The sequence below is a fragment of the Stenotrophomonas sp. MMGLT7 genome, assembly GCF_021168555.1.
Taxonomy (GTDB): Bacteria; Pseudomonadota; Gammaproteobacteria; order Xanthomonadales; family Xanthomonadaceae; genus MMGLT7.
Window position 1 is genome coordinate 255,794 of sequence record NZ_JAJOZS010000004.1, and the last position, 19,190, is coordinate 274,983.

The 19,190-nt window shown below is 70.7% G+C and carries 19 protein-coding genes; 4 read left to right on the plus strand and 15 right to left on the minus strand.

Translation table 11 applies throughout. The annotated features are described in order from the left end of the window. The first annotated feature begins 60 nt into the window (after positions 1-60). On the plus strand, positions 61-1,017 hold the full coding sequence (locus LRX76_RS07830) for a LysR family transcriptional regulator (RefSeq protein ID WP_231803782.1): 957 nt from the start codon (positions 61-63) through the stop codon (positions 1,015-1,017). A 33-nt stretch (positions 1,018-1,050) separates the two neighbouring features. Here the strand turns inward: LRX76_RS07830 and LRX76_RS07835 are convergent, their stop codons facing one another. The 11 genes from LRX76_RS07835 to LRX76_RS07880 all read right to left on the minus strand — a co-directional run bounded on the left by LRX76_RS07835 (position 1,051) and on the right by LRX76_RS07880 (position 11,205). Then, a complete protein-coding gene (locus LRX76_RS07835; RefSeq protein WP_231803784.1) occupies positions 1,051-2,721 on the minus strand; it encodes an OFA family MFS transporter in 1,671 nt (556 codons plus the stop codon). 55 nt (positions 2,722-2,776) lie between these two features. Continuing rightward, the gene (locus LRX76_RS07840; RefSeq protein ID WP_231803786.1) at positions 2,777-3,274 is read right to left on the minus strand and encodes an HPP family protein; all 498 of its coding nucleotides are present in this window, start codon (positions 3,272-3,274) and stop codon (positions 2,777-2,779) included. 24 nt (positions 3,275-3,298) lie between these two features. Next, complete coding sequence (locus LRX76_RS07845) at positions 3,299-4,504, minus strand: NAD-dependent formate dehydrogenase (RefSeq protein WP_231803788.1); 1,206 nt, start codon at positions 4,502-4,504, stop codon at positions 3,299-3,301. Between the two features lie 289 nt (positions 4,505-4,793). Further along, the gene (locus LRX76_RS18750) at positions 4,794-4,991 is read right to left on the minus strand and encodes a DUF1203 domain-containing protein (protein ID WP_331716764.1); all 198 of its coding nucleotides are present in this window, start codon (positions 4,989-4,991) and stop codon (positions 4,794-4,796) included. Continuing rightward, positions 4,976-5,191 carry a DUF1203 domain-containing protein gene (locus LRX76_RS18755; RefSeq protein ID WP_331716765.1) on the minus strand — a complete coding sequence of 72 codons (216 nt, stop codon included), beginning with the start codon at positions 5,189-5,191 and terminating at the stop codon, positions 4,976-4,978. Before LRX76_RS18755 ends, LRX76_RS18750 begins: the two co-directional genes overlap by 16 nt. 189 nt (positions 5,192-5,380) lie before the next feature. Continuing rightward, the gene (xerC, locus tag LRX76_RS07855) at positions 5,381-6,262 is read right to left on the minus strand and encodes a tyrosine recombinase XerC (RefSeq protein ID WP_231803790.1); all 882 of its coding nucleotides are present in this window, start codon (positions 6,260-6,262) and stop codon (positions 5,381-5,383) included. Positions 6,263-6,321: 59 nt separating this feature from the next. Continuing rightward, positions 6,322-7,008, minus strand: coding sequence for a DUF484 family protein (locus tag LRX76_RS07860; protein ID WP_231803792.1), 687 nt, complete (start codon positions 7,006-7,008; stop codon positions 6,322-6,324). Next, positions 7,005-7,859 carry a diaminopimelate epimerase gene (gene dapF / locus LRX76_RS07865; RefSeq protein ID WP_231803794.1) on the minus strand — a complete coding sequence of 285 codons (855 nt, stop codon included), beginning with the start codon at positions 7,857-7,859 and terminating at the stop codon, positions 7,005-7,007. Before dapF ends, LRX76_RS07860 begins: the two co-directional genes overlap by 4 nt. Then, positions 7,849-8,070, minus strand: coding sequence for a lipoprotein (locus LRX76_RS07870; RefSeq protein WP_231803796.1), 222 nt, complete (start codon positions 8,068-8,070; stop codon positions 7,849-7,851). The genes dapF and LRX76_RS07870 overlap by 11 nt, the downstream gene beginning before the upstream one ends. A gap of 55 nt (positions 8,071-8,125) precedes the next feature. Then, on the minus strand, positions 8,126-8,509 hold the full coding sequence (locus LRX76_RS07875) for a YbaN family protein (protein ID WP_231803798.1): 384 nt from the start codon (positions 8,507-8,509) through the stop codon (positions 8,126-8,128). 518 nt (positions 8,510-9,027) lie between these two features. Then, on the minus strand, positions 9,028-11,205 hold the full coding sequence (locus LRX76_RS07880; protein ID WP_231803800.1) for a S9 family peptidase: 2,178 nt from the start codon (positions 11,203-11,205) through the stop codon (positions 9,028-9,030). 90 nt (positions 11,206-11,295) lie between these two features. Here LRX76_RS07880 and LRX76_RS07885 point away from each other — a divergent pair, with 90 nt between their 5' ends. After that, a complete protein-coding gene (locus LRX76_RS07885) occupies positions 11,296-12,492 on the plus strand; it encodes a pyridoxal phosphate-dependent aminotransferase (RefSeq protein WP_231803802.1) in 1,197 nt (398 codons plus the stop codon). 274 nt (positions 12,493-12,766) lie between these two features. Here LRX76_RS07885 and LRX76_RS07890 read toward each other — a convergent pair whose 3' ends face one another. Together LRX76_RS07890 and LRX76_RS07895 are read right to left on the minus strand one after the other, a co-directional pair. Then, positions 12,767-14,860, minus strand: coding sequence for a prolyl oligopeptidase family serine peptidase (locus LRX76_RS07890; protein ID WP_231803804.1), 2,094 nt, complete (start codon positions 14,858-14,860; stop codon positions 12,767-12,769). A 69-nt stretch (positions 14,861-14,929) separates the two neighbouring features. Further along, positions 14,930-15,265: a hypothetical protein gene (locus LRX76_RS07895; RefSeq protein WP_231803806.1), complete on the minus strand. Its 336-nt coding sequence runs from the start codon at positions 15,263-15,265 to the stop codon at positions 14,930-14,932. Positions 15,266-15,399: 134 nt separating this feature from the next. On the opposite strand from LRX76_RS07895, the gene LRX76_RS07900 reads away from it, so the two are divergent. Continuing rightward, positions 15,400-15,972, plus strand: coding sequence for a lipocalin family protein (locus LRX76_RS07900; RefSeq protein WP_231803943.1), 573 nt, complete (start codon positions 15,400-15,402; stop codon positions 15,970-15,972). 604 nt (positions 15,973-16,576) lie between these two features. On the opposite strand, the gene LRX76_RS07905 is transcribed toward LRX76_RS07900, so the two are convergent. Next, the gene (locus LRX76_RS07905; protein ID WP_231803807.1) at positions 16,577-17,443 is read right to left on the minus strand and encodes an SDR family oxidoreductase; all 867 of its coding nucleotides are present in this window, start codon (positions 17,441-17,443) and stop codon (positions 16,577-16,579) included. 86 nt (positions 17,444-17,529) lie between these two features. Here LRX76_RS07905 and LRX76_RS07910 point away from each other — a divergent pair, with 86 nt between their 5' ends. Continuing rightward, positions 17,530-17,958, plus strand: a complete 429-nt coding sequence (locus LRX76_RS07910) for a helix-turn-helix domain-containing protein (RefSeq protein WP_269450769.1) — start codon at positions 17,530-17,532, stop codon at positions 17,956-17,958. Between the two features lie 117 nt (positions 17,959-18,075). Here LRX76_RS07910 and LRX76_RS07915 read toward each other — a convergent pair whose 3' ends face one another. Beyond that, positions 18,076-19,044, minus strand: a complete 969-nt coding sequence (locus tag LRX76_RS07915) for a YafY family protein (protein ID WP_231803809.1) — start codon at positions 19,042-19,044, stop codon at positions 18,076-18,078. Between the last annotated feature and the right edge of the window lie 146 nt (positions 19,045-19,190).

Consider the following 19,190-nt stretch of genomic DNA (forward strand, 5'->3'; position numbering starts at 1 on the left):
CCGGGCCCTGCCCGCGCCAATCCGCGCGGCGGCGGCCCTCACCCCGCACGGGAGCCGCGCATGTTCATCAGGCAACTCAGCTACCTGGTCGCGCTGTCGCGCGAAAAGCACTTCGGCCGCGCCGCCGAGGCCTGCCATGTCTCGCAACCGGCGCTGTCCAACGCGATCCGCGGCATCGAGGCCGAACTCGGCATCGCCATCGTCAACCGCAACCACCGCTTCGAGGGCTTCACCGAGGACGGCGAGCGGGTGCTGGCCTGGGCGCGCCGCGTGCTCAAGGACTGCGAGGGCCTGCGCCAGGAGGCGCGCTCGCCGCACGACAACCCCAGCGGCGTGCTGCGCCTGGGCATCATCCCGGCCTCGGTGCCGATCGCACCGCGGCTGACCCAGGCCTGCCTGCACCGCCACCCGCGCATCCGCCACGAGATCCGCACCATCGCCGCCAGCGAGATCCTGCAGCGGCTGCAGCGCTTCGACATCGACGTCGGCCTGACCTACCTGGACGACGAGCGCCTGGGCGACTTCGATACGCAACCGGTGTTCACCGAGCGCTACGTGCTCGCCGCCGCCAGCACCGCCGCCTTCGACGGCGCGCGCTGCGTCAGCTGGTCGGAGGTCGCCGACCTGCCGCTGTGCCTGTTCGGCACCGACATGCAGTGCCGGCGCGGCATCGACGCGGCGTTCGCGCGCGCAGGGCGCGAGGTGGTGCCGCGACTGGAGAGCGACTCGATGACCTCGCTGTGCGCGCACGTGCATGGCGCCGGCCTGTACAGCGTGCTGCCGCACAGCGTGCTGTGCCTGCCGATCCTGGCGATGCCGCTGGCGACGATCCCGATCGTGCCCGAGCTGCACCGCGCCATCGGCCTGGTGATGCCGGCGCGGCAGCCGCGCGGGCGGGTGCTGCAGGCCGCGCTGGACTGCTTCGCCGGTGTCGACCTGCAGTACCACGTCGATACCCTGCTCGGCGAGGAAGCCGGCAGCGCCGCCTGCCCGCTGCTCGACCTCGGCCGCGATTGAGCGACCGGCGCGGGAAGGCGCCGGCCGGCGTGCTCAGAGGAAGCCGGCCACGCTCTGCAGCGTGCGGTACACGCCCCAGGCGATGGGCAGGCCCACCGCCAGCCAGGCCAGCAGCAGCGCCAGGCGCTGTCCGCCAGAGGCCGTGGCCGTCGTCGCGGCAGCCGGCGCCTGCTGCGCGACCACCGCCGCGGCTTCGCGCAGCGGCTTCTCCTCGCGCGCCAGTTCCTCCTCGCTCATGAAGTGGCGGCGGTCGACCGGCCGCAGCAGCAGGTTGCACACCAGCCCCACCAGCAGGAAACCGACCAGGATGTACATGGTCTGGTTGTAGACCTGGTCGCGCGGCGTGCCCAGCGACAGCTGGTAGTCGCGCATGTAGTTGATCACCACCGGGCCGACGATGCCGGCGGTGGCCCACGACGTCAGCAGGCGGCCGTGGATGGCGCCGACCATCTGCGTGCCGAACAGGTCGGCCAGGTATGCCGGCACGGTGGCGAAGCCGCCGCCGTACATGCTGACGATCACGCAGAACGCGGCCACGAACAGCAGCTTGTTGCCGGCCCCGGCGATGGACGGGATGCTGGCGTACAGCAGCGCACCGATCACGAAGAACAGCGCATAGGTCAGCTTGCGGCCGATGCGGTCGGAGATCGAGGCCCAGGCGAAGCGCCCGCCGATGTTGAACAGGCTCAGCAGCGCGGTGAAGCCGGCCGCGGCCGCGGCCAGGGCCTTGAGCTGCTCGCCGTCGAGCGCGCCGAACGGCTTGTGCACGCCGATCAGCTCGCCGCCGAACACCTCCTGCAGCATCGGGCTGGCGATGCCGAGCACGCCGATGCCGGCCGACACGTTCATGCACAGCACCATCCACACCAGCCAGAACTGCGGGATGCCCCAGATGCGCCGCACGTGCACGTGGCCGCGGGCGATCATCGCGTTGGCCGCGGCATCGGCCGGCGGCGGGCTCCATCCCAGCGGCGACCAGCCCGGCGCCGGCACCCGGTAGCCGAACGCGCCGCCGAGCATGAAGACCGTATACACCAGCCCCATCACCACGAACGTCGGCGCCACGCCGACGTCGTGCGCATTGGCGAAGTGCGCCATCAGCCCGCTGGCCAGCGGCGAGCCGATCATCGCGCCGCCGCCGAAGCCCATGATCGCCATGCCGGTGGCCATGCCGCGGCGGTCGGGGAACCACTTGACCAGGGTGCTGACCGGGGAAATGTAGCCCAGCCCCAGGCCGATGCCGCCGATCACCCCCGAGCCCAGCAGCATCAGCCAGAACTGGTGCAGGTGGATGCCCAGCGCCGCCACCAGCATGCCGCCGCCCCAGCACAACGCGCTGACCACGCCGGCCTTGCGCGGTCCGGCATGCTCCAGCCAGTGCCCCCAGATCGCCGCCGAGGTGCCCAGCAGCACGAAGAACAACGTGTAGATCCAGCCCAGGGTGGACACCTTCCAGTCGCAGCCGCGGGCGAACAGCTCCTGCAGGAAGCCGCCCGGCGTGCACGGCACCGGTTCGGTGATCCCCACCGCCTGCGACAGCGGCAGCCAGAACACCGAGAAGCCGTAGGCCATGCCGATGCACAGGTGGATCGCCAGTGCCGCAGGCGGCACCAGCCAGCGGTTGAATCCCGGCGCGGCGACGGTGCGCTGGCGGGACAGCAGCGGCGCGGCCGGGGCCGCGGCATCGTGGATCGAGCTCTGCACGTTGGTTTCCTCCCAAGGGGTGGTACACCGATTGCAAACGACCGGCAGGTGCGCCTCAGCCGGATCCGCGCCGCGCCAGCCAGTGCCGGCCGTACCCGTACAAGCGGCCCAGCAGCATCAGCAGGCACGCCCCGGCCAGCGTGGGCAGCCACAGGAACTCCCAGCCCGGCTGGGCCATGAACACGATCACCGGGTTGCTGCCGGCCGGCGGGTGCATGGTGCCGGTGGCCAGCATCAGCATCAGCGCACAGGCAGCGGTGATGCCCAGCGCCGCCCAGCCCGGGCCGAGCAGGTGCAGCCCGATCAGGCCGACCAGGCTGGCCAGGCAGTGCCCACCGATGACGTTGCGCGGCTGCGAGAACGGCCCGTCTGGGAACGCGAACAGCAACGCGCAGGTGGCGCCGAAGGAACCGAGCAGCCAGGGCTGGCCGGTCCAGGCCGCCAGCGCGCCGACCAGCGACAGCGCCAGTGCCGCGCCCAGTCCCGCCAGCGCGATGGCGGCGGGACCGGGGCGCGCGGTGGCCGCGCGCACGGGACGGGACGATGCGGACATGGCCGGGTCACTTCTTCTGCGAGATCACTTCTTCTGCGAGAACCGGGCCGCTTCCTCCGAGCCGCCGGTGGCATTGCCGGCGCTGTAGGAATGCGCGCCGACGCCGGCCAGGTGGCCGCCCTGCACGATCAGGTACTCCTCGCGGATCGGCCGCCCCTCGAAGAAGCACTCCAGGATCTCGCGGGTACCGGCGGCGTAGCGCGCCTGCGCCGACAGCGAGGTGCCGGAGATGTGCGGGGTCATGCCGTTGAACGGCATGGTGCGCCACGGATGGTCCACCGGCGGCGGCTGCGGGAACCACACGTCGCCGCCGTAGCCGGCGAGCTGGCCGCTGCGCATGGCCTCGACGATGGCGTCGCGGTCGCACAGCTTGCCGCGCGCGGTGTTGACCAGGTAGGCGCCGCGCTTGAAGAACTTCAGCGTGTCGGCGTTGATCATGTGCTCGGTTTCCGGGTGCAGCGGGCAGTTCAGCGTCACCACGTCGCAGGCGCCGGCCAGGCTCTCCAGGTTCTCGTGGTGGGTCAGGCCCAGCTCCTGCTCCACCTGCGCCGGCAGCCGGTGTCGGTCCAGGTAGTGCAGGTGCACGTCGAACGGCTTGAGCAGGCGCAGCACGCGCAGGCCGATGCGCCCGGCCGCCACCGTGCCCACGTGCATGCCCTCGATGTCGTAGGAGCGCTCCACGCAGTCGGCGATGTTCCAGCCGCCCTTGGCCGCCCACTCGTGCGAAGGCAGGTAGTTGCGCACCAGCGCCAGCATGGTCATCACCACGTGCTCGGCCACGCTGTTGCTGTTGCAGTAGGTGACCTCGGCCACGGTGACGCCGTGGTCCATCGCCGCCTGCAGGTCGGTGTGGTCCGAGCCGATGCCGGCGGTGACCACCATCTTCAGCTTCTTCGCGCGCCCGAAGCGCTCGGCGGTCATGTAGGCCGGCCAGAACGGCTGCGAGATCACGATGTCGGCATCGGGCAGCTCGCGGTCCAGGACGTTGTCCGGGCCGTCCTTGCTGGCGGTCACCACGAACTGGTGGCCGTTGGCCTCCAGGTAGTCGCGCAGCCCCAGCCCGCCGGAGACGCTGCCCAGCAGCTGGCCCGGGGTGAAGTCGATGGCCTGCGGGGTGGGCAGGGTCTGTCCGTCGGGATAGCGCTCCAGCCTGGGCAGGCCGTCGCGCGGATAGTGCGTGGGATAGCCGTCGATCGGATCGTCGTAGAGCACGCAAAGGACTTTGGCCATTGGAGGTTCTCCGGTTGGGTGGCGGATGCCCCGGGCGCCTGCGCAGCGGGGCACGGATCGGACCGAACGGGTCGGCGGCGGCCATGCTTGGCGTGGCCGCCAGCCGATTGCCAATCACTAGTGCTGATCCCTCGATACATCCGCTGAATCGAGCGGCGCCGGGCCTTGTGCCGAAAGGCCTGCGCGCATTCGTACGGCCACGCGCGGCAGCCCGCCTCGCTGGCGAACGGTGACGTTTTGCGGCGATGCACGATGCTCGGGGGCGGCCGGACCGGGCCGCTCCAGCGATTCAGCCTGCGGCGACGACGCGATCGGCGCGGCAGGCATAGCAGCCCCGGCGCGCGTTGTGCAGGTGCACGTAGGCCACCTGCGGGTCGTCGAGGCAGGCCTGCAGCCAGGGACCGACCGCCTCGCCCGGGCAGACCTCGGCGGCGACGATCAGGTCGTCGGCGTCGTAGGCGCGCAGCGAGATCAACCGCGTGGCCACGCAATCCGGCACCTGGCCGGGCGCCAGCCGGGCGCCAGCCGCGCGGCGACCGCGCCGCGACGCACGTAGATCGGTCCGGCCGCGCGGTAGGGCGCATGCGCCGGCTGGTGCATGTGGTGCAGCAGCAACAGCTCCTCGCCCACGCGCGCCTCCTCCAGGCTGACCCGGCATGGGAAGCCCGGCGCGGCGGCGGCGACCACGCGCCGGGCATGGCATGCGTGCAGGCCGGCGTCATCGAGTTCGAACTAGGGAGGCGAAGGGTTGCGGATCGAGTCCGGAAAGAAGGAAGGCGGCCATGGGCATGCTCGTGCGGAGGAAGCAGCAGCATGGTCCGCCCTCGCCGTACCCTCTCACCGTTGTGCGACGGCGAAGACCGCCGGGTCGCGCCGTCAGCCGCCCTTCCTGCGCCGTGCCCGCGGATGCGCGGCGTCGTAGACCTTGGCCAGGTGCTGGAAGTCCAGGTGGGTGTAGATCTGGGTGGTGGCGATGTCGGCGTGGCCGAGCAGTTCCTGCACCCCGCGCAGGTCGCCGGAGGATTCGAGGATGTGGCTGGCGAAGCTGTGCCGCAGCATGTGCGGATGCACGTGCTTGTACAGGCCCTGGCGCAGCGCCAGCTGCTTGATCCGCACCTGCACCGCGCGCTGCGAGATCGGGCCGCCGCCGCGGCCCGGGAACACCGGGGCCTCGTTGCCGGCCGCCGATTCGCCGCGCCATTCCAGCAGCGCCTTGCGCGCGTGCGAGCCCACCGGCACGCTGCGCTGCTTGTTGCCCTTGCCCAGCACGGTGACCGTGCCGCCGGCGAAGTCCAGGTCGCGCCAGCGCAGCGCGCACAGTTCGCTCAGGCGCAGGCCCGAGGAATAGAACAGCTCCAGCAGCGCGCGGTCGCGCAGCCCCAGCGGCGCGTCGGTGGGCAGTTCCACCAGCCGCACCGCCTCGTCGGCGTCGAGCACCTGCGGCAGCTTGCGCGGCGCCTTGGGCGCGCGCAGCGACGCCGCCGGCGAGACCGCGATGCGGCCGTGGCGCAGCAGCCAGGCATAGAAGCTGCGGCAGGCCGAAAGCCGCCGCTGCAGGCTCTTGGGCGAGAGCCCGCGACGGTGTTCGTCGGCGATGAAGCGGCGCAGCTGCTCGCTGTCGAGCGCGGACACCTCGGCAGCGTCGGCGTGCTGCAGGGCCCAGTCCGCCAGTGCGGACAGGTCGCGGCGATAGGCGTCGAGCGTATGCGCCGACATGCGCCGCTCGACCTGCAGGTGGGAGAGGAACGCCTCGATCATGGCACTGCCCGCGGCCGTGGAACGACCCCGCAGGCGGCCTGCAGGCGGGCGCTCACGGCTCAGCCGCCGAAACGCTGCAGCGCCACCGCCAGCGACTCGCCCATCATGCGCAGGAACAGCGTGCCCATGCCCGGGTAGAAGCGGTTGGGATCGCGGCTGCCCACCGCCAGCAGGCCCGTGCCCGGCAGCGGCAGCAGCGCGGTGGACTGCACCTCGCCCTGCGCCTGGCCGTACAGCACGGCGTTCTTTTCCGGCTGCAGGCGGCCGCAGATCGGCTCGCCGCTCTTCAGGCAGTCGCGGAACGGCGCCAGCCGCGCATCGGCCTCGTCCAGCACCTGCAGCCACGGCGCCTGCACGCCGTCGAGCGGATGCAGCAGCACGATGCTGACCTTGTCGCCGTCGAAGTCCTCTTCCAGCGAGGCCGCCATCGCGCGCACGGTGTCGGCCGCACTGGCCTGGCGCATCAGCGCCAGCGTGAGCTGGTGCGTGCGCACCGCCAGGCGCTCGTTGACCTGGGCATTGGCCGCCAGTTCGGCCAGCCGCCGCGACAGCTCGCGGTTCTTGTCGCGCAGCACCTCCAGCTGGTAGCTGGCCAGCGATGCGGTCGGGCCCTCGTCGCGCGGCACCACCAGCGTCAACGCGAGATCGGGGAATTGCTTCAGGAAAGCCGGGTGCCGCCGCAGCCAGGCCGCGACCTCGTGCGCCCCCAATTTGTCGATGGCGTTCTTTTCCACGGTATCGCTCATGGATTCCACTCCCCCTCGAAGACGAATGTGGCCGGGCCGGACAGGGTCACCTCGGCGTCGTCGGCCGGCCAGCGCACGCGCAACTCGCCGCCGGGCAGGCCGATGCGCACGTCGCGGCCGATACGGCCGCGCTGCATCAGCACCACCGCCGCGGCGCAGGCGCCGCTGCCGCAGGCCAGTGTCTCGCCGACGCCGCGCTCGTACACGCGCAGGCGGATGTGGCCGTGGTCGACCACCTGGGCGAAGCCGACGTTGGCCGACTGCGGGAACGAGGGGTTCTGCTGCATCAGCGGCCCCACCCGCTCCACCGGTGCCGCATCGACCAGGCCGACCTCGATCACCGCGTGCGGGTTGCCCATCGACACCGCGCCGAAGCGCACGCTCTCGCCCTGCAGCGGCAGGAAGTACTCCTCGCGCGCGTGGGCGAAGCCGGCCAGCGGGATCTGTGCCGGCTCGAAACGCGGCACGCCCATGGCCACCGCAAAATCGCCGTCGGCCAGCTGCTCGACCGCGTGCACGCCCACCGGGCTGTCGATGAGGAAATGCGCCGCGGCGGCGCCGTCGCGCACCAGCCACGCGGCGACGCAGCGCGCGCCGTTGCCGCACTGGCCGGCATCGCTGCCGTCGGCGTTCCAGATCCGATAGGACGCCACCGCCTGCTCGCTGCGCGGCGGCTCGATGGTCAGGATCTGGTCGCAGCCGACGCCGAAGTGGCGATCGGCCAGGCGCGAGGCGAACTGCGGGTCCGGCGGCGGCGTGCAGTCGCGCAGGTCCAGCACCACGAAATCGTTGCCGGCGCCATGCATCTTGCTGAAACGCAGGCGCGCATCCGCGCCCGGGCTACTCGTCATCGCCGTTGTCTTGGACCGGCTCGGCGCGCCCGTCCTCGGGCTGGAGCTGGTCGGCGGGCGGGATGTCGGCGGCGGGGGTGGCGGGCGCGGTATCGACCGGCACCGGCTTCTGCGGCATCACCAGCGGGCCCTTGTTGCCGCAGGCGGCCAGCGCCAGCAGCGCGGCGCCGGCCAGCGCGATGCGGATCTTCGGGGAAAGCTTGATCGTCATGGCGCGAGTATAGCCACTCGCGGTGCCGCCCCACAGGCGGCCGGCACGTGGATATTCAGGACGGCGGCGGCGGTTCCGGCCGCAGCCACAGCCAGATCGCCACCGCGGTCATGCAGGCGATCGGCACGATCTGCGCCCACAGCCGCGGCACGAACAGCAGCACGATCACCGCGCACACGGCCATGGCGATGGTCGCCATCCACTTGCCGCGCCGGCTGACCGCACCGTGGTTCTCCCAGTCCGCGATCACCGGGCCGAAGCGCGGATCGTTGACCAGCCGCTGCCGCAGCCGCTCGGAACCGCGCGTGGCCGCCCACGCCGCGATCAGGATGAACACGGTGGTCGGCAGCCCGGGTACGAAGATGCCGACGATGCCGGTGGCCAGGCTGACATAGGCCAGCAGCCACCACAGCCAGCGGAAGCGCACCGGTCGGTTCATGCGGCAATGATAGTGCCGGAGCGGAAGCTGCGGTCACGCCATGGAAGGTCCTGCCCGGACCGACCGCGAATACGCTCCGGTTCGATGCCGGCCACACCGCCGTCGCCGAGGCCGGCCGTTTCCTGCGCCGGACCCTGGTGTCGTGGGATGCAGGCCGGAGCCGAAAGCGATCGCCCCCTTGCGGGAAGAACTCGATCACCGTCCCGGCGCAGGCTTGTCTCTACGTCACAGGACAGCAACAGGCCTCCCTTCTCCCGCCTGCGGGGGAAGGTGCCCGAAGGGCGGATGGGGGCTGCATGAAGCATGGGAAAGCAACAGCAAAAGCTCCCCCCATCCGGCGCTGCGCGCCACCTTCCCCCGCACGCGGGAGAAGGAGATATGGGCAACTTCAAATATGGTGAAGTGACAGGCCTTCGCCGGGACCACGGCTCCGACCGACACCTGCGTTGAAGGTCCCGTGCCAGGGCAGGAGACGACACCGCCCCCTCCCCTGCGCATGCCAGATGCCAGGGCGCCCGTCAGGGAGTGGCCTGCGCGCCCTCCACGCCCAGCTGGTCGAGCACGAACGCATACGACTCGGCCCGCTCGCGGTAGCGGCGGAAGCGTCCGGACTTGCCGCCGTGGCCGGCTTCCATGTTGATGCGGAACACGATCGGATGATCGCCGGTGTTCTCGTCGCGCAGCCGGGCCACCCACTTGGCCGGCTCCCAGTACTGCACCTGCGAGTCCCACAGCCCGGTACCGACGAACATGGCCGGATAGGCCTGCTTTTTCACGTTGTCGTAGGGCGAGTACGACAGTATGTAGTCGTAGTACTCGCGCTGCTCCGGGTTGCCCCACTCGTCGTATTCGTTGGTGGTCAGCGGGATGCTCGCGTCGAGCATGGTGGTGACCACGTCCACGAACGGCACCTGCGCCTCGATCACGCGATAGTCCTGCGGCGCCAGGTTGGCCACCGCGCCCATCAACAGGCCGCCGGCGCTGCCGCCGGCCGCGGCCACCCGGTCCCTTGCCGCGTAGCCCTGCTGCACCAGCGCCCGGGTGACGTCGATGAAGTCGGTGAAGGTGTTGTTCTTGTTCAGCAGCTTGCCGTCGTCGTACCACTGCCGGCCCATCTCCTGGCCGCCGCGGATGTGGGCGATGGCGTAGACCACGCCGCGGTCGAGCAGGCTCACCACCGGCAGGTTGAATCCCGGGTCCATCGACATGCCGTAGCTGCCGTAGGCGTACTGGAACAGCGCGGCGCTGCCGTCCTTCCTGAAGCCTTTGCGGTACACCAGCGACACCGGCACCTTGACTCCGTCGCGCGCGGTCACCCAGACGCGCTCGGTGGCGTACTTGGAGGCGTCGTAGCCGATCACCGGCTGCTGCTTGAGCAGGCGGCGCTCGCCGCTGGCCACGTTGAGCTCGTAGGTGGTGGCCGGCGTGGTCAGCGAGGTATAGCCGTAGCGCAGCCAGGTCGTGTCCGCCTCGGCATTGACCGACAGGCCCATCGAGTAGGCCGGCTCGTCGGCCTTGACGTATTCCTGCGAGCCGTCGGCCTTGAGCACGCGAACCCGTTCCAGGCCGTCCGAGCGCTCCTCGATCGCGGTGAAGCCGTCGAACAGCTCGAAGCCCTCGATGTACACCGCCGGGTCGTGCGCCACCCAGTCGCTCCACTGCTTGCGCGAGGTGGCGTCGCTGGGTGCGGTGACGATCTTGAAGTTCTGCGCGCCATCGGCATTGGTGCGGATCACCCAGCGCCCGCCGAAGTGGTCGGCGTCGTACTCGACGTCGCGCGCGCGCGGCGCCAGCACCGTGAACGTGCGCGGGTCGGCGGCCGGGGCGTAGCGCAGCTCGGAGGACACGGTGCTGTCCAGGCCGATGGTGATGTACCTGTCGTCGCGGCTGCGGCCGATGCCCATGTAGAAGCTGTCGTCCTTCTCCTCGTACACCAGCACGTCGTCCGCGGCCGGGGTACCCAGCACGTGCTTCTTGACCCGCACGGTGAGCAGCGTCTCCGGGTCGTTCTCGACATAGAACAGGGTGCGGTTGTCGTCGGCCCAGACCAGGTTGGCCGAGACGCCGCCGATGCGGTCCGGGTAGATCTCGCCGGTCTCCAGGTTCTTGAAGCGGATCGCGTACTGGCGGCGGCCGACATCGTCCTCGGCCCAGGCCAGGATGCGGTTGTCCTGGCTGACCTCGGCATCGCCGACGCTGAAGTAGCCCTTGCCCTCGGCCATCGCGTTGACGTCCAGCAGTACCTGCTCGGCGGCGAAATCGCCGGCGGCGTTGGCGCGCTGGATAGATTCGGCGTCCACCCCCGCGCCGTCCTTGCGGCGGGCCTGGATCGGATAGTCCTTGCCGGCCTGGAAACGCGTGTAGTACCACCAGCCGCGCTCGCGGTACGGCACCGAGGCATCGTCCTGCTTGATGCGGCCGACGATCTCCTCGTACAGCGTGTCCTGCAGCGACTTGAGCGGCGCCAGCAGCTGGTCGGCGTAGGCGTTCTCGGCCTGCAGGTAGGCCAGCATCGCCTTGTCCTCGCGGGTGTCGTCGCGCAGCCAGTAGTAGTCGTCGCTGCGGGTGGCGCCGAACGGCGCCTTGACCGTGTGCGGGCGTTTTTCCGGGTGCGGCGGGAGCGGATCGGCGGCGATGGCGGAAGCGGGGGACAAGGTCATCAGGGTGGCGATCAGGATCGAAGCGGGGAATTTCATTGCATGGGGCTCGGTCGGCGGCATTGCAACCTGCGAGGCTGCGCCGCCGCCATGGCCTGGGCAAGTGCCGATCGGCCTATCATTGCGGCCATGAACGCCCAGCCCCAGCTTTCCCCCGTCGCCGGCTACAGCCAGCGCAGCCGCGACATCGCCCCGTTCCGGGTCATGGAACTCAGTGCCCGCGCCGACGAACTGGAACGCGCCGGCTTCGACGTGATCCACATGGAGGTCGGCGAGCCTGACTTCACCACCGCCGCCCCGATCATCGCCGCCGGCCAGGCCGCCCTCGCCGCCGGCCGCACCCGCTACACCGGCGCGCGCGGGCTGCCCGAGCTGCGCCAGGCGCTGTCGCGCTTCTACCGCCAGCGCTACCGGCTGGACATCGATCCAGAGCGCATCCTGGTCACGCCGGGCGGCTCCGGAGCGCTGCTGCTGGCCAGCGCGCTGCTGGTCGATCCCGGCAGACACTGGCTGATGAGCGATCCCGGCTACCCCTGCAACCGCCAGTTCCTGCGGGTGATGGAAGCCGGCGCGCAACTGGTGCCGACCGGGGCGGACAGCGCCTACCAGCTCACCCCGCAGCACATCGCCGCACACTGGAACGCCGACAGCGTCGGCGCGCTGCTGGCCTCGCCGGCCAATCCCACCGGCAGCGTGCTCTCGCGCGAACAACTGGCCGCGCTGTCGCAGGCGGTCCGCGCGCGCGGCGGGCACCTGGTGGTAGACGAGATCTACCACGGCCTGACCTACGGCATGGATGCCCCCAGCGTGCTGGAGGTGGACGACGAGGCGTTCGTGCTCAACAGCTTCTCCAAGTACTTCGGCATGACCGGCTGGCGGCTGGGCTGGCTGGTGGCGCCGCGCGACGCGGTGCCGGCGCTGGAGCGGCTGGCGCAGAACCTGTACATCAGCGCCCCCACCATCGCCCAGTACGCCGCGCTGGCCTGCTTCGAGCCGGCCACCCTGGAAATCCTCGAACACAGGCGCGAGCAGTTCCGCCGGCGCCGGGACTACCTGCTGCCGGCGCTGCGCGGCCTGGGCTTGGACATCGCGGTCGAGCCGCAGGGCGCGTTCTACCTGTACGCCGACGTGTCGCGCTTCACCGCCGATGCGCAGGCGTTCTGCCGGCACTTCCTGGAGACCGAGCACGTCGCCTTCACCCCGGGCATCGACTTCGGCGCGCACCGCGCCGGCACCCACGTGCGCATCGCCTACACCCAGGACCTGCCGCGGCTGCACGAGGCGGTGGCGCGGATCGGGCGCGGGCTGGAGCGGTGGCAGGGTTGAGGCATAGCGAGCTGTCGGCGGTACGGCCGATGAGCGCCCGAAGAGCGAGTTTTCGGACCGGATACACCAGGGATCGGCGGGTCTGCTCCAGCTACTGCCCCCTCCCTTGCGAAGCAGGGGAGGGCTGGGGAGGGGTGCTGTTGCCCTTGCCGTTGCTTGAGCTCCCGCAATCAAGAGCAGGAACAACTGCCCCCCTCCCCAACCCTCCCCCGCGCTGCGCGCAAGGGAGGGGGCCTTCTTTCGGCCCAGGGGGAATCGATGCCGGCGGCGCCGATCAGCGCGCCAGCCGTTCCCACAGGAAGCTGTAGGCCAGCGCCGACATGTGCGCGGCCTGCGCGTTGTCGGCCGCGCCGCCGTGGCCACCCTCGATATTCTCGTAGTAGGTCACGTCCTTGCCGGCCTCGATCATCTTCGCCGCCATCTTGCGCGCATGGCCCGGGTGCACGCGGTCGTCGCGGGTGGAGGTGAGGAAGATCACCGGCGGGTAGCTCCTGGCCGGATCGAACAGGTGGTACGGCGAGAAGGTCCGGATGAACGACCAGTCGTCGGTGTCCGGATCGCCGTACTCGGCCATCCACGAGGCGCCGGCCAGCAGGTGGCTGTAGCGCTTCATGTCCAGCAGCGGCACCTGCACCACCACCGCGCCGAACAGCTCCGGGTACTGGGTCAGCATGTTGCCGGCCATCAGCCCGCCGTTGCTGCCGCCCTGCACGCCCAGGTGCCTGGGCGAGGTGATCTTGCGCGCGAACAGGTCCTTGGCCACCGCCGCCATGTCCTGGTAGGCCTTGTTGCGGTTGGCCTTGAGCGCGGCCTGGTGCCAGCGCGGGCCGTACTCGCCACCGCCGCGGATGTTGGCCACCACGTACACGCCGCCCTTGTCCAGCCAGGCCCGGCCCATCCCACCGGAGTAGTTCGGCGTGAGCGAGATCTCGAAGCCGCCGTAGGCGTACAGCAGGGTCGGGTTGGCGCCGTCGAGCTTCAGGTCGCGGGCGTGGACGATGAAGTACGGCACGCGGGTGCCGTCCTCGCTGGTGACGAAGTGCTGCTCGATCACGTCCCTGGACGCGTCGAAGAATGCCGGCATGGTCTTCAGCGTCTGCGGCGGCTGGCCGATCTGCGCCAGCGCCAGCGTGGTCGGGGTGAGATAGTCGGTGACGGTCATCCACACCGCATCGGACTCGTCGCTGTCCACCGCGCCGACCTGGACCGTGCCGAACGCCGGCGCGCCGACGAAGGCACTCTTGCTCCAGCCGCCCTGCCCCGGGGTCAGCACGCTCAGGCGGTTCTTGACGTCCTCGAGCACGTTGAGCACCAGGTGGTTGCGGGTCCAGGTGAAGCTGGCCAGCGAGGAGGTGTCGGTCGGCTCGAACAGCACCTCGAACTCGCGCTTGCCGGCCATGAAGTCGTCGAACTTCGCCGCCAGCAGCGCGCCGGCCGGGTAGGTCCGCCCAGCCACGCTCCACGGCTCGCGCAGTTCCAGCGTCAGCCATTCGCGCTTGACGCCCTTGTTGGCCGAGTTCGGCGCATCGACCTTGACCAGCGAGCCATCGGGCTTCCGCAGGTACAGTTCGTCGTTGTAGAAGGCCAGCGTGCGGCTGACGAAGTCACGCTCGAAACCGGGGGTGTCGTCGTGCATCGCGGCGATGTACATGTCCGCGGGCTGGCCCTCGTAGACCACCGCGGCCTGCTCCAGCGGCGTGCCGCGCTTCCACTGCTTGACGATGCGCGGGTAGCCGGAGCTGGTCTGCGAGCCGGGGCCGAAGTCGGTGTAGACGTAGACGGTGTCCTGGTCGATCCAGCCCAGCGCGCCCTTGGCCTCGGGGCGGAAGAAGCCGCCCTCGACCCAGCTGCGGGTGCCGATGTCGAATTCGCGGGTGACGTCGGCGTCGGCGCCGCCGCGCGAGAGCGCGATCAGGCAGCGCTGGTACGCCGGGCGCAGGCATTCGGCGCCATGCCAGACCCAGTTCTCGCCCTCGGCCTTGTTCAGCGCGTCCAGGTCGAGCACCGTCTCCCAGTTCGGCTGCGGCTTGCGGTACTCGTCCAGCGTCGTGCGTCGCCACAGGCCGCGCTCGTGCTGCTTGTCCTTCCAGAAGTTGTAGTAGTACTCGCCGATCTTCTGCACGCCGGGGATCTTGGCGTCCGAATCCAGCACCTCGCGGATGCTGCCCTCCATCCGCTTGAACGCCGGGGTGGCGGCCAGCCGCGCTTCGGTGCGGGCGTTCTGTGCCTTCACCCAGTCCAGTGGCGCGGCGCCGGTGACGTCTTCCAGCCAGGCATAGGGATCTTTCGGCATCGCAGGCTCCTCGGCAGCGACGGCGCCAGCAGTGATCAGGCCGGCCACCAGGCAGGCCGAGGCGAGTTTGGACATGCAGCGCTCCATCGTAAATATCGATCGCGAACGCTACCACGGGCGCCGGCGCCGCTCCCCTGCCAAACGTCAGGCAACGCGCCGGTGCAGGGGCGCGGGGCCGCGCATGGGCAGGCGCCGGGCCTGCGGGCGCGGGCGGCGCCATGTCCGCAGGCGCGCGACCAGGCGCGGGCGCGGCATGCGGAACCGGTGCAGCGCCCACCACGAGGCCAGCGGCATGCCCAGCAGCCACAGCGGGCCCCAGCCCAGCCACTGGCTGTAGCCGCGCGCGGCCGGCCACACCAGCAGCAGCGCGATCCCGAACAGCAGGGCGTGGCGCACGCCCCGCACCAGGCGCGGGTCGGGCGTATCGGCGGCGGCCGCGAGCGGACGGGCGCGGCGGTGGCGGGAAGGCTTGATCGACATGGCGGTGGTTCCGATTGGGCGGGTTGGCATACCATCGGGCAGCGCCATCTCACCGGCTGCGACCTCCATTGACGTGCCCTTCGCCCGCCGACCGCTAGCTTGTCCGATCCCTACCTGTACAGCCCATGCCGAAGATGCGCCTGATCGCCCCTGTCGTCGCTGCAATGCTGCTGGTCTGCGGAATGCTCCCGGGCGCCCGGGCGGCCGAAGCCGTCGCCTCCCAGCCCCCCGTCGACCTGCCGCGCTTCATGGGCACCTGGTACGTCATCGCGCGCATCCCCAACGCGATCGAGCGCGGCGACGTCGCCGCCCGCAACGAGTACACGCTGCGCGAGGCGGACAAGGTGGCCGTGCGCTACGTCTCGCGCGAGGGCTTCGGCGAGCCCGAGGAGGAAGTGAACGCGCGCGCCACGGTCGATGCCGAAAGCGGCAACCGGCGCTGGCGGCTGTGGTTCTACCGGGTCGTGCCGACCAAGTACCGGATCCTGGAGGTGGCCCCGGACTATTCGTGGGCCCTGATCGACTACCCCGGCCGCGACCTGGCCTGGGTGTTCTCGCGCAAACCCGAGATGGAGCAGGCGCAGTACCGCGAGTTGCTGACCCGCATGCGCGAGGAGTACGACATCAACACCGACAAGCTGCGCCGGGTCCCGCAGCTGCGCGAGCAGGTGGGCAAGCTCGGCTTCGACGTGCCGAAGAAGCGCTGAGACCCCCGGAAAGGCCGTCGGTCAGGCGCGGCCGTCGCCGGACGTACCCGGCAACGGGCCTCGCCAGGGCGTTCGATTTCTTCTCAACGCCATGCCTTTCAAGGTCTTGCAGATACGGACAACATCCCCGGGACAGGATGCGTCGCCGGGGACCGGCAAGCAGGGCAAAGGCTTCCGTCCGCTGACGCGGCCGGGTTCACCCTTTTGGAAAGCGCCAAAAGAAACCCAAGGAAAAACGCCTTTCCCGCAACGCCACGAGCCTACGCCTGAAGGGTTATCGGTATTTCCCGACTCGCCCTTCCTGGCTCGACCGGAACATGCTCGATCACGGCAGGCTCGATCACGGCAGGCCGCCCATCCATGGGCGGCGCTTTCCGGGTCTGGGCAGATCGTCGCCGCTCGAACATGGAGCGGGCGCTGGCCTGCCGCCGGATCCCCTCGGCCACGCGGCTGCACGCCGGGAAACCGCGGCGTCCCGGCGGCACAAAGACGTCGAAGGGCTTGCTTCCCAAGGCCCGGGCCCGAAGGGCTGCCGCGGCCCGTTGCGCCGCGGCTGTGCAGGACCGTGGCCGGGCCCTGCAGCCCGGCCACGCGGCTGCCGCGATCAGCCCGCAGCCGTCTCGAGCTGCGCGGCCACGACCTGCGCCAGCGGCGTGGTCGGCCGGCCGATCAGCGCGCTCAGCTGGCGGCCGTCGTCGAACAGCGCGCCCTTGGCGGCCGCGGCATCGGAATCGGCGATCATCGCGGCCAGCGGCGCCGGCAGGCCGGCCTGTTCCAGCGCGGCCTGGTACTGCGCCTGCGGCAGGTCCTGGTAGGCCACGGCCTTGCCGGACTGGCGCGAGATCTCCGCCGCCAGGTCGGCCAGCGTATAGGCCTGGTCGCCGGCCAGTTCGTGGATCCGGCCCGCCTGGTCCTCGCCCGAGGCCAGCACCGCGGCCGCCGCATCGGCGTAGTCCGCGCGCGTGGCCGAGGCGATGCGCCCCTGCCCCGCACTGCCCAGCAGCGCGCCGTGGGCAAGCGCGGCGGGGATGCCGGCGGTGTAGTTCTCGGTGTACCAGCCGTTGCGCAGCAGCACCGCCGGCATCCCGGATGCGGCGATCGCCGCCTCGGTCTGGCGATGCTCGGGCGCCAGGCCCAGCGGCGAGGTGTCGGCGTGCAGCACGCTGGTGTAGGCCAGCAGCCTGACGCCCTGCGACTTGGCCGCATCGATCACCGCCTGGTGCTGGGGCACGCGCCTGCCGACCTCGCTGGACGACACCAGCAGCACCTTGTCGGCGCCGGCCAGCGCGGCGGCAAGCGTGGCGGGCTGGTCGTAGTCGGCCTGCCGCACCTGCACGCCCAGCGCGGCCAGGTCTGCAGCCTTGTCCGGCTGCCTCACCGCGGCGACGATCTCGCCGGCAGGCACGCTGCGCAGCAGGGAGTGGACGACGAGCCGGCCGAGCTGGCCGGTGGCACCGGTGACGACGATCATGGCGGGTTCCTTGGTCTGCAGATGAGGAACGGACGAGGATAGGGAGTAAGCTTACTTTCCGTAAGTACGCACCTGGACGTTAGTGCATGTCGGCCCGGCCCCCGATCTCCCCTCCCTCTCTTTCCGAACAGTTGCAGCGCGGCCAGGTGTTCGCCGCCGACTGCCCCTCGCGCGCGGTGCTGGACCATGTCACCAGCCGCTGGGGCGTGCTGGCGCTGGTGGCGTTGCGCGCCGGCACGCTGCGCTTCAGCGACCTGCGCCGGCGCATCGGCGGGGTCAGCGAGAAGATGCTGGCGCAGACGCTGCAGACGCTGGAGGCCGACGGCCTGGTGCTGCGCCGCGCCTATCCGGTGGTGCCGCCGCACGTGGAGTACAGCCTCACCGCGCTCGGCGGCGAGGCCGCCGGGCACGTCGAGGCGCTGGTGGACTGGATCGAGGCCAGCCTGCCGCGGGTGCTGCAGGCGCGCGCCGGCCGACAGCCGGCACAGGCCCCGGAGCCCACCCCACTGCCGTAGCAGCGCCTGTAGGAGCGACTTCAGTCGCGATGAGGCTCTACCGGTAAAGCCCCATCGCGACTGAAGTCGCTCCTACAGTCGCTCCTACAGGCGTTCCTAGAGGTCGATCGCGGACGCTCAGCCTTCGTAGTTGCTCAGCGCCAGCGACAGCAGCGACTTGGCCTGCTCGCGCAGCGAGCGCGGCTCGACGATCTCCGCGTCCGAACCGTAGTGCAGCACGTCCATCAGCAGTTCGCGCGAGACGCTGTAGGGCACCTTGAGCTCGTAGCGGCCGTCGGCCAGGAAGCGGCCCTGCTGCTTGGAATGCCAGTGCTCGTCGGCCACCCAGCGCGCGGCCTTGGGACTGAACAGGATCGTCGCCCAGCCCTTGGCCGGGCCGGAGAAGATGCCGTAGCTGGCGGCCAGCTGGTCGTCCAGCTCGCTGTCGGGCACGTCGCGCGCCGGCTCGTCGACGATCCGCGCCTGGTTGATGCGGTCCACCGCGAAGCTGCGCACCGCCTCGCGGCCGTGGTCCCAGGCGTCGAGGTACCAGTTGTCGCGGTAGTGGGTGATGCGCTGCGGGGAGACCGTGCGCTTGGTCGCCTCGTCGGTGGAGCGGGCGCGATACTCGAACGACAGCCGCTTGCGCTCCAGCACCGCCGAGGCGACCGAGCGGAAGCTGGCCTCGTCGAGCCGGCGGCCGCGGTGCGGGATCACCCGCACCCGCTCCACCGGCCATTGCGATACTCCCGCCTGCGCCGCCAGCAGGCCTTCGATGCGCTGCTGCAGCGGCGCCAGCACGGTGGACAGCACGCCGCCGCCGGTGCGCGCCAGCAGCTGCTGCGAGGCCAGCAGGGCATGCAGTTCCTCCGAGCTGAGCCACAGCCCCGGGAGTTCGAAGCGGTCGTTCTCGCCGGACTGGTAGCGGAAGCCGGCCTCGCCGTCGCCCTCCACCGGCGCCATCAGCGCATCGCGCAGGAACGCCAGGTCGCGATAGACGGTGGCACGGGAACAGCCCAGTTCCTCCTGCAGCCGCGCCACCGTCACCGGGTAGCGCGCCGACTTGAGAGTGCGATGCAGCGCGTTGATGCGTTCGTATCGGTCCATGCGCCGATTATGGCGCGGTTTTGCGTCCAGTTTGACCACCGCCCCGGGACGACCCGCCGCGGGTGCCACGGCCACTGCCGCAAACCGCTTCCACCGGCATGGCGCAAGCGCGCGCCCGCTCCGGTCGACGTCCGGGCCGGCTGCAC